We start from the raw sequence: 12,924 nt of genomic DNA on the forward strand, positions 1-12,924 counted from the left end.
AAGCACTGAAAAGACCGGAAGAGGGCGCCCAAGGCTATGTTCATAGCCGCGACCCCACTCAGGCACAAGCCGTCGTGTGTTCCCGTAAAGAGATCAGCAAAGGCTCAAGCGCCTCTTCAGCGCAACAAACGCAAAACAAGCCCAAGACTTGGAAACTAAGCCTGAGCACAAGGCTTAATTCCATGGTGCAATAAGGCGCTCATAATGTGGACCTGTTCTGGACTTGATGATAGTGCCCCATGACAAGCTAATGCATGGGATGATAACATCGAACGCTGGGGTCGCTTTAACCGCCTCGCGGGTCGGATATAGTCCGTATCATGCAGTTCTATAAAGCCGATATGTTGGGATGAGATAGTACCTATCAGTGTTCATAAATGACTTATTGACGAAACATAGTGTAATGACATTTTTGATTTTTACTTAATAGGGACGCGCCGGATGGCGCGCGGTGCAATGCGATCGTTTCAGGGGGTGTGCTCCTCTCTACGCTACGGCATGATCAGGGCCGGGCTTGAGTTGGCCGCTGTTCCCTTTGTACGCAAACTGTTCTCAGGTGCTGCGGGGCGAGGTGTAATCTTCACCTTGCATCATGTTCGGCCTGCGCACGTCGAGCGGTTCTCGCCCAACGCTCACCTGTCGGTCACGCCCGAGTTTCTGGAAGAAGCTATCAACGTCGCTATCAACGAGGGGCTGACACCGGTTCATTTGCATGATCTGCCAACGTTGCTCGGCGATAAGGCGGACAGACGCAGCTTCGTGGCTTTCAGCCTGGATGACGGTTATCGCAATAACGCCGAGTTCGCTGCGCCCATATTCCGCAAGTTTTCTGTGCCCTACACAATCTTCGTCAATCCTGGGTTTGTCGAACGCAAGCGCAGCGCCTGGTGGGAAACAGCGGAGGCCTTCGTGCGGAAAGCCTCAAGCTTCGAATTCGACTTTGGCAATGGAAGTGAACACGTTCGCTGCGGGACGCTGCACGAGAAATTAGCCGCCTTTGATCGGTTCACGACCTTCGTTAAGGCCATTGATGAAGACGAGGCTGTGGGCCGAATCGATGCTGTAGCACAGCTGCACGGCGTGTCACCGATTGGCATCATTGAAGAGTTGGTGATGAATGAAGCGGAGCTTCGCCAATTGGCCCAAGACCCGTTGGTTCACTTTGGCGCACACACGATGAATCATCTCAATCTGAGGCGCGTCGCTGAAGACCGGTTGCATCAAGAGATTGAGCAGTCCGCCGCAGCGATAGAACGCTATGTCGGGCAGAAGCCACGTTCATTTTCCTATCCCTATGGCTGGCCGACTGCGGTCGGGAAGCGTGAGACGTCAGCCATTGCAGAGGCGGGTTTTGCGGTCGGCGTCACGACTCAGCCGGGTGTTCTCAACTGCAATAGCCTTCAGTCTCTCATGAGATTGCCGCGTGTATCGCTGAACGGCTATTATCAAAAGCCGCGCTATGTGAAAGCGCTTATCTCCGGTGTTCCGTTCAAGTTCCTGAGAAACAATTGAGAACATCGTCAGCAGTTCGAAGCGGATTGAAAACCATTTAAGCAAAAATCCCGGACAAAGCCGGGATTTTGAAAGCTAGACTGACCAGAAAACTGGAGCGGGCGAAGGGATTCGAACCCTCGACCCCAACCTTGGCAAGGTTGTGCTCTACCCCTGAGCTACACCCGCTCGCGCCAGCCGATTCTATAAAGAACCGATTCTGTCAGGCCCGCGCTATATGAACCAAGGCCATGCAGATTGCAACAGGTCCGCATCGGTAATTTTGCATTGTTTTCAACAGACCTAACCGGCACATGCGGACATTCGGATAGCCGGCGAAATCTCCTGCTTCACCGCGCGCCCGTTGCACTTCCCTCCATCACAGCTGGCGCATTGGGCGCAAGCGCATTGCAAGGAGGGGCAGCTTCCGCCGTCTGAGAGGTTGAAGCGGCAACATTGTCCTGCTCGTATTTATCGACATTCATCGATTTGTTTTCGCGCCAGTTGCCTTTGAGGTAAAGAACGCCCGCCATCAGCATGGTGGATAGCATGGCAACCGGAAAACTGAGCCACAGCGCGTCTACACCAAGCCATTCTCGCAAGCCGAGCGCAACGCCCAACCGAACCGGATACATCGATACGAAAAGGATAATGAGCGGCCAGATCACCTGACCGTTGGCGCGAACCGTTCCGAACAGCACCATCGAGACGCCGAAGGCAATGAAGCCCCAGGTGGCCACCTTGCCGATATGCTGGCCAATCGGAATAGCCGGGCTTTCAGCGCCGAGAAATATTTCCATCGCCTGCCGGTCGGCAATCAGCAGCACAACGACGAGAATACCGGTCATCAAGATTGCATAGAGCACACCGATGCGGGTGATGCTGCTGACGCGGTCCCAGTTGCCTGCACCGATATTCTGCGCTGCCATAGCGCTGACCGCCGCACCAAGCGCCATGGCAGGCATCTGCACATAGGTCCATAGCTGCTGGGTCGCGCCGAAAGCAGCTGTTGTATCGACGCCCTCCTGATTGACGAGCCGCATCATGGTCAGCATCGCGCTCGAAACCACAATCATCTGGATTCCCATCGGCAGACCCTTGCTGAAGATAAGTTTCAGCACTTTGAGGTCCGGTATCAGAAACCGGAGTTCCTGACCTTTCAAACGCAAGGGGAGGTCCTTCTGATAGATGTAAAACAGCATGGCAGCGAGGCTGATATAGTTCGCGACCGCTGTGGCCAGCGCCGAACCGGATATGCCCAATGCGGGGATAGGGCCGATCCCGAGGATGAGCAGGGGATTGAAGACGATATCCAGAATAACTGCCAGCCCCATGAAAATCAGCGGGGTGATCGAGTCTCCACTGCCGCGCAGAGCCATCATCAGGATTGTCTGCATGAGGATGGCAGGCATGGCGACGAAGGTGACTTGCAGGAAGGCGCGGGCCAAAGGCTCGATTGTTTCCGGCGTTCCAAGCAGGGTCAGAACATGCGGCGCCAGAAACCAGCCTGCTATAGAAACAAGTATGCTGATTGGCACGAATGCGCCCAGCGTCGTACCCGTAATGGCGCGTGCTGTTTCAATTTCCCGGCGTCCGAAAGACTGTCCGATCAGAATGGTCGATGCCATGCCGAAGCCGAAGACAAAGGCCGTCAGCAGGAACATGACGAGATTGCCGTTGGTTGTGGCGGCCAGCGCATTTGTTCCAAGCAAATGGCCAATCCAGATTGTGTCTATGGAACCGTTTGCCGATTGCAGGATCGACGATCCAAGCGTCGGTAAGGCGAAGAGCAACAGCGCTTGATTGATTGGCGCTGTCGTCAAATCCATCTGTGTCTTCATACGCCCTCAGTAATATTATGAATTACGTTTTGCGAAATGCAGAGTCGTCAAAGTAACCTGAATTATCAAAATTTCTATATTTTTCGCTCGTTTGACCTGCGATCCGCTGACGATCTTTGGAGCCTTTCAAAGAGAGGCTTTATGCAATCTTCGCTTTGACGAACACGTCGTAACGCGTGCTTTTGCCCAGAATTTGATGCGAGGGCTTACGCAAGCCCACCATTGGCTCGGCGCGTAAAGGCCATTTCAGCACCACGCGATTGAGCGCTGCTTCCAACGCGACCTGCATCAGCTTTTCCGCATCCGGGTCTGTCCCGACGATCTCGCGGATCTGCCGCATCTCCTTTTTGACGAGCGCCGTGTTCCCGCGTGGCGGATGCATGGGGTCAACCAGCACCACCTGCGGCTTCAAGCCTGGCAGCAGTTCGCAGGAATCGCCATGCAACAAGGTCATGCGCGCAACGGTCTCGGCATATTGGCCGCCTTCTGCGGCAGCCCGCGCCAAACCATCAGCCAGCAATTCATGCATTGTCTCGGAACGTTCAATCAAGGTGACGCGAGCGCCGAGCGATGCGAGCAGAAATGCATCTCGGCCTAACCCTGCCGTCGCATCGACAATTTCAGGCGTGACGCCGCGGGTGAGACCCACCGCTTTGGCAAGGGCCTGTCCGCGCCCTTCACCGGAACGAAAGCGGTGGCCGACAGCGCCGCCAACGAAATCGACAACCAGCTCCGATGTATCTAGTTTCTGCGACATCTGTGATCTCAGGACCGGGTTAGAAAGGGCAGGGCGCGGTGAATGTCACGTCACGTCCAGCGGGATGACGAAAGGCCAACTTTTCGGCGTGCAGAAGCAGGCGGTCTGCTGCTGCCAGCGCTACGCCTTCCGCATAGAATTCGTCACCGAGAATGACATGTCCTATCGCCAGCATGTGGACGCGCAGCTGATGGGTGCGGCCAGTCAGGGGAAAGAGGCGCAAACGCGTGCTGTTTTCACCTTGGCTCAGAACTTGCCAACGCGTCTGTGCCGGTTTGCCGTGCTCATGGTCCACGCGATGGCGCGGCTTGTTGTCGGGATCGATTGCCAGCGGCAGATCGATGAAACCCTCGTCGCGATCTATGTGCCCCCATACTTCGGCAATATAGGACTTCTCCGTGGTCCGGGCCTCGAACTGCGCTGCGACATAAGCATGGGCTTTCCGGTTCAGCGACATCAGGACCAGACCGGACGTGTCCTTGTCCAGCCGGTTGATCATGAGCGCCTGCGGAAACTGCTTTTGCACCCGCGTGGCAAGGCTATCAGAGAGAGCTGGGTGACGACCGGGAACGGACAAAAGCCCGCTTGGCTTATCCAACACCAGAAGATCCGCATCGCGATGGATGATGGAGACATACGGCTCCAGCGGCGGATTATAAATAGGGGCAACGGATGACAACTCACTCATGCTGCCTTCTAGCATGGTTCATCGGGCACAGAGAAGTATGGTTGCTTGGATTGGCCGTGGAGTTGGATAGGAAATAAATGGCGGAGAGGGTGGGATTCGAACCCACGGTGGAGTTACCCCCACGCCGCATTTCGAGTGCGGTACTTTCGACCACTCAGCCACCTCTCCGCATTGTGCAATCCGGTAAAACGATCTATATAACCGCACCGTCAAACAGCATCAAAAGCGAATGCTAAGTGTGTAGCGGCTCAATAGCGGGCTGATTGCAATTAGACAAGACCTAATTTGCATTCTCTCGTGAAAATTCTTGACTTTTCCCACGTTCCGAACCTATAAGCACCAGACCTTAGGCGTGGGGCAGTCCGCGCCTATTGTTTTGATTGAGGATTTCCGGGTTTCCGGGCCGCGATCAAGGGGTGCAAGCCCTTCACTTAACCGACTGATAAAAAGACGGCCCATCACTTCGGCGCTAATGTCGTGGAAATGAGAGCCGGACCGAACAACCGAAAGGACAACAAATGTTCGCAGTCATCAAGACCGGTGGCAAGCAGTATCGCGTTGCCGCAAATGACCTGATCAAGGTCGAAAAAGTTGCTGGCGAAGCCGGTGACATCGTAGAATTCGCAGAAGTTCTGATGGTCGGCACGACCATTGGCGCACCAGTCGTCGCAGGCGCTCTCGTGACCGCCGAAGTCGTCGAACAGGGCCGTGCCCGCAAGGTCATCGCGTTCAAGAAGCGTCGTCGTCAGAATTCGAAGCGCACCCGTGGTCATCGTCAGGAACTGACGACCATCCGTATCTCGGAGATCCTCACCGACGGCGCAAAGCCTTCGAAGAAGGCCGCTGAGAAGAAGGCTCCGAAGGCAGAAGCCGCTGAAGGCGAAGTCGCAAAGCCGAAGAAGGCAGCGCCTAAGAAGGCTGCAGCCAAGGCCGAGTCGGCTGAGTAAGTAGAGAGATTAAAGGAGAACACCAATGGCACACAAAAAAGCTGGCGGTTCCTCGCGTAACGGTCGCGATTCAGAATCCAAACGCCTTGGCGTGAAGAAGTTTGGCGGCGAAGCTGTGCTCGCTGGCAACATCATCGTGCGTCAACGCGGCACGAAGTGGCATCCGGGCGCCAATGTTGGCCTCGGCAAGGACCACACTATTTTTGCAACCACGAACGGTTCCGTATCTTTCCGTACGAAAGCCAACGGCCGCACGTACGTATCGGTAGACCCGATCGCGGAAGCAGCAGAGTAAGCCGGGCCTCTTAAAACCACCGGCGTCCCATCGGACCCGGTGTATATGGCAGCCTAGCCAAAAGATCGAAGGGAAGATGGGGCCACCATCTTCCCTTTTTGCATCTGGAGGACAGACAAATGGTTGTCGACGTTTTAGAAGAAGATAGTTACGCAGAAAGCTGTACGAGCCGGAGAGAGCGTTTCGCCGATTTCTCTCCCGGGCTGGCAGCTGATCTGGAGCCTGAATTGGCTCCTGAGTTAGCCCCTGAGCTAGATTGCCCCGTCTTGGTCACCGAAAGGCTGGTTCTGCGCCCGCCGCATGTCGAAGACGTAGATGCCATTTCCTATCTTGCCAACAATCTTCGCGTCTCTGGCATGCTCACTCGCATGCCGCATCCATACACGCGTGATAACGCCGTCGACTTTGTCGAACGCGTGCGAAAAGGCGAGATGGGCAATTGCATCTACGCCATTACGCAAGCCGAGACCGGCATCTTTATGGGCTGTTGCGGCATTCATGCGAATAAACATGGTGACGGCCTGGAGATTGGTTACTGGCTGGGCGAGCCCTATTGGGGGCATGGCTTTGCCACCGAAGCCGCCCATTCGTTGATCGATCTGGTGTTTCGGGCGACCGCAATCGACCGCCTGCATATTTCCTGCCGGGCGACCAACAATGGATCACGTCGTGTGATCCACAAGTGCGGTTTCCAGTTCAGCAATATGGGCATGTCGGATACGCTTGCTGCCGGAAACGTGCCCGTTGAACGCTATGTTCTCGACCGGCGCACCTGGATCGGCCTGAGAAGCTGGCAGTCATAGGAACATAAGGCCCTGCGTGTTTCGCAGGGCCGCCTTGAACACGTCCCGAAAAGCATGAAGCGGTTTTCGGCAGATGGTCGGGAAAATATAAAGAGAATGGGGAATGCAATGAACGACGCTTATGTGAGTGTACCCGAAAAGATTGTGGTGCGCGCCCTCGATAAGGGCGACCTGCATCGCTATCGCGCTATCAGATTGAGCGCGCTGAGCCGTGCGCCAATGTCGTTCGGTTCGAGCTTCGAAGAAGAAAATGCCTATTCCGACAGCGTGTTTGCGCGCCGTCTGGAGCAGGTGGATGGCAATATTATCTTCGGCGCATTCGACGGTGAAAATCTGTTGGGCACGGCGGGTATGTTTCGCCACGACCGCAAATCCGAGCGCCATCGCGGAACGCTTTGGGGCGTGTTTGTAGCGCCGGAAGCGCGCGGGCTGGAACTGGGCAAGGCTCTGGTTCAAAAAGTGATCGAACATTCCGCGGCAGAGGTTGTGCTTCTCGATGCCAAGGTGGTGGCGACGAACGAACCGGCAAAGCGGATCTATCATGCGCTCGGCTTCAAGACCTACGGGCTTGAGCCGAAGTCGCTTTTTGTGCAGGGGCAGTATCTGGATCAGGAACTGCTCTATATCGACTTCAGCGAACCTGTCTGGAAAGACAAGTTCTGATGAAATCCAAGCACTGCAACTGTTTGCAGGAAACGGGTTTTGCTGTAATTGCAATTTGGCTCGCGCAAGATGATGCGCGGGCCCGGGTTTAAGGCGCGATTGCGCCGCAAGAGGTAAGGTTCAATGAAATTTCTCGATCAGGCCAAGATCTATATCCGCTCCGGCGACGGCGGGGCGGGGGCCGTATCGTTTCGCCGCGAGAAGTTTCTTGAATTCGGCGGCCCCGATGGCGGCGACGGCGGACGTGGCGGCAATGTCTGGGTTGAAGCGGTGGACGGCCTCAACACGCTGATCGACTATCGTTATCAGCAGCATTTCCGGGCCAAGACCGGGATGCATGGCATGGGCCGCAACATGACCGGCGGCAAGGGTGACGATGTCATTCTCAAGGTGCCGGTTGGAACGCAGGTTTTTGAAGAAGATGATGAAACGCTGATCTGTGACATCACAGAGGTTGGCCAGCGTTATCGTCTGGCCAAGGGCGGCAATGGCGGTTTTGGAAATCTGCATTTCACGACTTCGACCAATCGCGCGCCGCGCCGCGCCAATCCCGGACAGGAAGGCATCGAGCGTACCATCTGGCTGCGCCTGAAGCTGATCGCCGATGCCGGTCTGGTCGGTCTGCCCAATGCAGGCAAGTCCACGTTCCTGGCCAGTGTGACAGCGGCCAAGCCGAAGATTGCCGATTATCCGTTTACCACGCTGCACCCTAATCTCGGTGTTGCGCGCGTGGATGCGCGTGAATTCGTGATCGCGGATATTCCCGGCCTGATCGAAGGCGCCAGCGAAGGCGTTGGCCTTGGCGACCGTTTCCTCGGTCATGTCGAGCGCACGCGAGTTTTGCTGCATCTGGTGTCGGCGCAGGAAGAAGATGTGGCGAAGGCCTATAAGGTCATTCGCGGCGAGCTTGAAGCTTATGAGCACGGTCTCGCAGACAAGACGGAAATCGTTGCGCTGTCACAGATCGATACGCTCGATCCCGATGCGCGCAAGGCCAAGGTCAAGGCGTTGAAAAAGGCCTGCGGACGCGATCCGCTGCTGCTTTCTGCTGTCAGCCATGAAGGCCTGAACGATGCGCTCCGCCAGCTTGGCGCTGTTATCGACGCGAGTCGTGCGCAGGAAGCCGGAACGGCGAAAGTCGACGAATAAGGCTGAATGCGGCGAGAGGAATGAAAGCATGCTGAAGCAACTGAAAGACTATCGCCGCATTGTTGTTAAAATTGGTTCCGCTCTTCTGGTGGATCGCGCCAAGGGGCTGAAGCGCGAATGGCTGGAAAGCCTGGGGCAGGACATTGCCGCCCTGCATCACGCGGGCGTCGAGGTGTTGGTGGTCTCATCCGGGGCTATCGCGCTGGGGCGCACCGTCCTCGGCCTGCCGAAGAAAGCGCTTAAGCTTGAGGAAAGTCAGGCAGCCGCGGCTGCCGGTCAGATCGCACTGGCCAAGGCCTATGCCGACGTGCTTGGTGGCCATGGCATCAAGTCGGGCCAGATTCTGGTGACACTTTCCGACACCGAAGAGCGCCGTCGTTATCTCAATGCGCGCGCGACCATCGAGACGCTTTTGAAGCTCAAGGCCGTGCCGATCATCAATGAAAACGACACGGTGGCGACAACAGAAATTCGCTATGGCGACAATGATCGTCTGGCCGCCCGCGTGGCGACCATGATGGGCGCTGACCTTCTGATCCTGCTTTCCGACATTGACGGGCTTTATACGGCGCCGCCGCACAAGAACCCGGATGCCGCGTTTCTGCCGCTGGTGGAAACCATCACCCCGCAGATCGAGGCCATGGCAGGCGCTGCGGCTTCCGAACTGTCGCGCGGCGGCATGAAGACCAAGCTCGATGCGGGCAAGATCGCCAATGCCGCTGGAACGGCGATGATCATCACGTCCGGTATCCGCATGGGACCGCTTTCGGCGATTGATCGCGGTGAGCGTGCGACCTTGTTCGAAGCTGCGCGTGCCCCGGTCAATGCCTGGAAAACATGGATTTCCGGCAATCTGGAACCGGCGGGCCGTCTCACGATTGATGCAGGCGCTGCCAAGGCGCTGAAATCGGGCAAGTCACTTTTGCCTGCGGGCGTGAGGGACGTTGACGGTCATTTCGAGCGCGGTGATACGGTGGCTGTGCTCAATGAAGATGGTCGTGAGATTGCACGTGGGCTGATCGCTTACGATGCCGAAGATGCGCGCAAGATTGCCGGGCATAAAAGCGATGAGATCAGCACCATTCTTGGCTATGATGCCCGTGCGGCAATGATCCATCGCAATGATCTCGTGGTGCGCGGCGCAGCCGTGGCAACCGAGACGGAAGATGCTTAAACACTGAAAGGCGGGAGAGGATGCTGAATAAAGTGGAAGCTGGAAGCGACATAGCCGCGATCATGGCCGAAGTGGGCCGTAAGGCGAAAGCCGCCGCAGCACCACTGGCGATTGCTGGCACGGAGCAGAAGAACAAGGCGCTTCTGGCAGCAGCCGAGGCCATTCTCCAAGGCCGCGACGCCATCCTCGAAGCCAACAAGCTTGATCTGGCCAATGCCGCCCAGAGCGGAATGGCCGCTTCCTTCGTGGATCGCCTGACGCTCGATGACAAGCGCATTGAGGGGATCGCGGAAGGCATCCGCGCCATTGCAGCATTGCCTGATCCTGTTGGTGCGGTGATTGCCGAATGGGATCGTCCCAATGGCCTGCATATCGAGCGCGTGCGCACGCCACTTGGTGTGATCGGCGTCATTTATGAGAGCCGTCCGAATGTGACGGCGGATGCCGGTGCGCTCTGCCTCAAGGCGGGCAATGCGGTGATCCTGCGCGGCGGTTCGGATTCGGCCCATTCGTCCGCAGCGATTCACAAGGCACTGGTGGCCGGACTGGAAGCCGGCGGCCTGCCTGCCGACGCTATCCAGATTGTGCCGGTGACAGATCGTGCGGCGGTCGGTGAAATGCTGAAAGGGCTCGACGGCGCTATCGACGTGATTGTGCCACGCGGCGGCAAAAGCCTTGTCGCACGCATCCAATCGGAAGCGCGTGTGCCGGTTTTCGCGCATCTGGAAGGCATCTGCCATCTTTATGTCGACAAGACTGCCGATCTCGACATGGCGCGCAACATTGCGGTCAATGCCAAGATGCGGCGCACAGGCATTTGCGGATCGGCGGAAACGCTGCTGGTGGATCGCGCCGTGGCCTCGACGTATCTCGTGCCGATCCTTGAAGATCTGGCCGCCAAGGGCTGCGAAATTCGCGGCAGCGACGAGGTGAAGGCGCTTTATCCGGCAACCATTGCGGCGAGTGAAGAAGACTGGTCCACCGAATATCTGGATGCGATCATTTCAGTCACGCTTGTCGATGGCGTCGATGGTGCGATCCGGCACATCAACCGCTATTCCTCACATCATACCGAAGCCATCGTCGCCGAGGATGCGGAAGCGGTTGCGCGGTTCTTCAATGACATCGACTCGGCCATTTTGCTTCACAATGCCTCGACGCAGTTTGCCGATGGCGGTGAGTTCGGCATGGGCGCGGAAATCGGCATTGCCACGGGCAAGATGCATGCACGCGGCCCGGTGGGTGTCGAACAGCTCACCTCATTCAAATATCGCGTTCGCGGCAACGGGCAGATTCGAAGCTGATGCGCTTTGGCTTCGGGCTTTCCGCACTGAAAGAACAGTATCCAGACGTTGACGCAAAATATTTGCGCATGCCGCATGCCGAGAAAGGCATGGCGGTCGGCCTGTTCGGCGGTTCGTTCAACCCGCCGCATGGCGGTCACGCTCTGGTCGCGGAGATTGCCATCAGGCGACTGAAGCTCGATCAGCTCTGGTGGATGGTGACGCCGGGCAATCCGCTGAAAGATACGCGCGAACTGGCCCCTCTGGCGGAGAGGCTGCGGTGGAGCGAAGAAATCGCTAGTGACCCGCGCATCAAGGTGACGGCGCTCGAAGCGGCCTTCAATGTGCGCTACACCGCCGATACGCTGGCCCTGATCCGCGATGCCAATCCCGGCGTGCATTTTGTCTGGGTGATGGGCGCTGACAATCTGGCATCGTTCCATCGCTGGCAGCGCTGGCGCGAAATCGCCAATAATTTCCCGATTGCAGTGATCGACCGTCCCGGCTCGACGCTGGCTTACCTGTCGTCGCGTATGGCACAGACGTTTTCCCACAGCCGTCTCGATGAGCAGTATGCGCCGATGCTGGCGCGTCGCACGCCGCCAGCCTGGACCTTTATCCATGGCCCGCGTTCGTCACTTTCATCAAGCGCTATTCGCAAGTCCGGCACACGATCTTGATAGTTCCGTGACGGTTTTAACAAGATATATGCGAAAAAAAGCGAGATAATCGAAAAAGTGAACGGCCCTGTAAGGTCGCGACTCTTGAAACAAAACAGGGACTCTGCCTATCTTAGGTCTGTACGGTGCTTTTACTGCCGTAGCGGGTTGTTCTTGTTAGAAAGGCAATACACTGAGAACAGCACTTGAGAAGAAGGCTCTCCACGCGCCTTCACTGGTCAGGATGAACGAGACTGATCTCGTGTCCCAGACCTTCGACGCGGCCTTGGCCAGTCTCGAAAACTCCAAGGCAGAATCCATCATCCCCATCGACATTCGCGGAAGATCAACGATCGGCGATTATATGATCGTCGCATCGGGCCGTTCGCACCGTCACGTGACGGCTGTGGCCGACCATCTTTTGCAGGCGCTCAATGAAGCGGGCTGCAAGAATGTGCGGGTCGAAGGGCTAGACAGTGGCGATTGGGTCCTGATCGACACGGGCGATATCATCGTGCACATCTTCCGACCAGAAGTCCGTGACTTCTACAATATCGAGAAGATATGGCTCGATGACGATTTCGACGACGAACGTGCGTTGGAAACCGTCCATTGATCTGTCGTCTGCTGCGACCCGGCAGGTGCTTTAACTCCCTGCCATATTGAGGGCGTGATGCGTGTGAGTGTTTATGCCGTGGGCCGGATGAAAGCCGGCCCCGAACGGGAGTTGGTCGAGCGTTATTTCGACCGTTTTTCCAAAGCGGGGCCGCCTTTAGGGCTTGAATTCGCCGGTGTGAGCGAAATCCCGGAAAGTCGTGGCCAGACGGCAGAATTGCGCAAGACGGAAGAAGCCCAGCGCATCAATGAAGCGCTGGATAATGGCGCGGGTCTTATTCTGCTGGACGAGCGCGGCAAGGCGTTGGGTTCCGAAGCTTTTGCCGAGCGCATCGGGCGGATGCGTGATGACGGCAAACGGCAGCTGATCGTTGCTATCGGTGGCCCGGATGGGCATGACCCGGCTTTACGGTCGCGCGCCGATCTGGTTCTGGCTTTGGGAGAACTGACCTGGCCGCACCAGATTGCCCGCATTCTCGTTGCCGAACAGCTTTATCGCGCCGCGACCATTCTGGCCGGTCATCCTTATCATCGATCATGAACCGGACCGTTCGCGAAA

15 protein-coding genes and 2 tRNA genes are annotated in these 12,924 nt (G+C 56.8%); 12 read left to right on the top strand and 5 right to left on the bottom strand.

All coding sequences use genetic code 11. From position 1 onward, the window contains the following. On the top strand, window positions 1-194 hold a 194-nt coding region (locus QBD01_RS21715), incomplete at its 5' end, for a hypothetical protein (protein WP_280994495.1). A gap of 247 nt (window positions 195-441) precedes the next feature. After that, entirely contained in the window at window positions 442-1,512 is a 1,071-nt protein-coding gene (locus QBD01_RS21720; RefSeq protein WP_280994496.1) for a polysaccharide deacetylase family protein, read from the top strand. A gap of 93 nt (window positions 1,513-1,605) precedes the next feature. On the opposite strand, the gene QBD01_RS21725 is transcribed toward QBD01_RS21720, so the two are convergent. The 5 genes from QBD01_RS21725 to QBD01_RS21745 form a co-directional block, all read right to left on the bottom strand. Next, window positions 1,606-1,680, bottom strand: a tRNA-Gly gene (locus QBD01_RS21725). A 161-nt stretch (window positions 1,681-1,841) separates the two neighbouring features. After that, on the bottom strand, window positions 1,842-3,332 hold the full coding sequence (locus tag QBD01_RS21730) for an MATE family efflux transporter (protein WP_392391464.1): 1,491 nt from the start codon (window positions 3,330-3,332) through the stop codon (window positions 1,842-1,844). Window positions 3,333-3,471: 139 nt separating this feature from the next. Then, window positions 3,472-4,089 carry a class I SAM-dependent methyltransferase gene (locus QBD01_RS21735; protein WP_280994498.1) on the bottom strand — a complete coding sequence of 206 codons (618 nt, stop codon included), beginning with the start codon at window positions 4,087-4,089 and terminating at the stop codon, window positions 3,472-3,474. 19 nt (window positions 4,090-4,108) lie between these two features. Further along, on the bottom strand, window positions 4,109-4,777 hold the full coding sequence (locus QBD01_RS21740; protein WP_280994499.1) for a pseudouridine synthase: 669 nt from the start codon (window positions 4,775-4,777) through the stop codon (window positions 4,109-4,111). A 78-nt stretch (window positions 4,778-4,855) separates the two neighbouring features. Continuing rightward, a tRNA-Ser gene (locus QBD01_RS21745) sits at window positions 4,856-4,945 on the bottom strand. Window positions 4,946-5,295: 350 nt separating this feature from the next. Between QBD01_RS21745 and rplU the strand changes: the two genes are divergently transcribed. The 10 genes from rplU to rlmH all read left to right on the top strand — a co-directional run bounded on the left by rplU (window position 5,296) and on the right by rlmH (window position 12,906). Beyond that, the gene (rplU, locus tag QBD01_RS21750) at window positions 5,296-5,724 is read left to right on the top strand and encodes a 50S ribosomal protein L21 (RefSeq protein ID WP_280994500.1); all 429 of its coding nucleotides are present in this window, start codon (window positions 5,296-5,298) and stop codon (window positions 5,722-5,724) included. 25 nt (window positions 5,725-5,749) lie between these two features. Further along, complete coding sequence (rpmA, locus tag QBD01_RS21755; protein WP_010661520.1) at window positions 5,750-6,019, top strand: 50S ribosomal protein L27; 270 nt, start codon at window positions 5,750-5,752, stop codon at window positions 6,017-6,019. A 119-nt stretch (window positions 6,020-6,138) separates the two neighbouring features. Beyond that, window positions 6,139-6,822, top strand: coding sequence for a GNAT family N-acetyltransferase (locus tag QBD01_RS21760; protein ID WP_280994501.1), 684 nt, complete (start codon window positions 6,139-6,141; stop codon window positions 6,820-6,822). A 108-nt stretch (window positions 6,823-6,930) separates the two neighbouring features. Next, window positions 6,931-7,485 carry a GNAT family N-acetyltransferase gene (locus QBD01_RS21765; RefSeq protein WP_280994502.1) on the top strand — a complete coding sequence of 185 codons (555 nt, stop codon included), beginning with the start codon at window positions 6,931-6,933 and terminating at the stop codon, window positions 7,483-7,485. A 123-nt stretch (window positions 7,486-7,608) separates the two neighbouring features. Next, window positions 7,609-8,634, top strand: a complete 1,026-nt coding sequence (obgE, locus tag QBD01_RS21770; protein WP_078340915.1) for a GTPase ObgE — start codon at window positions 7,609-7,611, stop codon at window positions 8,632-8,634. A gap of 28 nt (window positions 8,635-8,662) precedes the next feature. Continuing rightward, the gene (gene proB, locus QBD01_RS21775) at window positions 8,663-9,808 is read left to right on the top strand and encodes a glutamate 5-kinase (protein WP_280994503.1); all 1,146 of its coding nucleotides are present in this window, start codon (window positions 8,663-8,665) and stop codon (window positions 9,806-9,808) included. A 20-nt stretch (window positions 9,809-9,828) separates the two neighbouring features. Next, window positions 9,829-11,112, top strand: a complete 1,284-nt coding sequence (locus QBD01_RS21780) for a glutamate-5-semialdehyde dehydrogenase (RefSeq protein WP_280994504.1) — start codon at window positions 9,829-9,831, stop codon at window positions 11,110-11,112. Further along, on the top strand, window positions 11,112-11,771 hold the full coding sequence (locus QBD01_RS21785; protein WP_280994505.1) for a nicotinate-nucleotide adenylyltransferase: 660 nt from the start codon (window positions 11,112-11,114) through the stop codon (window positions 11,769-11,771). The genes QBD01_RS21780 and QBD01_RS21785 overlap by 1 nt, the downstream gene beginning before the upstream one ends. Before the next feature lie 223 nt (window positions 11,772-11,994). Next, the gene (rsfS, locus tag QBD01_RS21790) at window positions 11,995-12,366 is read left to right on the top strand and encodes a ribosome silencing factor (RefSeq protein ID WP_078340911.1); all 372 of its coding nucleotides are present in this window, start codon (window positions 11,995-11,997) and stop codon (window positions 12,364-12,366) included. A gap of 57 nt (window positions 12,367-12,423) precedes the next feature. Then, entirely contained in the window at window positions 12,424-12,906 is a 483-nt protein-coding gene (gene rlmH / locus QBD01_RS21795) for a 23S rRNA (pseudouridine(1915)-N(3))-methyltransferase RlmH (RefSeq protein ID WP_280994506.1), read from the top strand. Window positions 12,907-12,924: the final 18 nt, after the last annotated feature.

The sequence above is a fragment of the Ochrobactrum sp. 19YEA23 genome (assembly GCF_029909865.1).
GTDB classification, from domain to species: domain Bacteria; phylum Pseudomonadota; class Alphaproteobacteria; order Rhizobiales; family Rhizobiaceae; genus Brucella; species Brucella gambitense.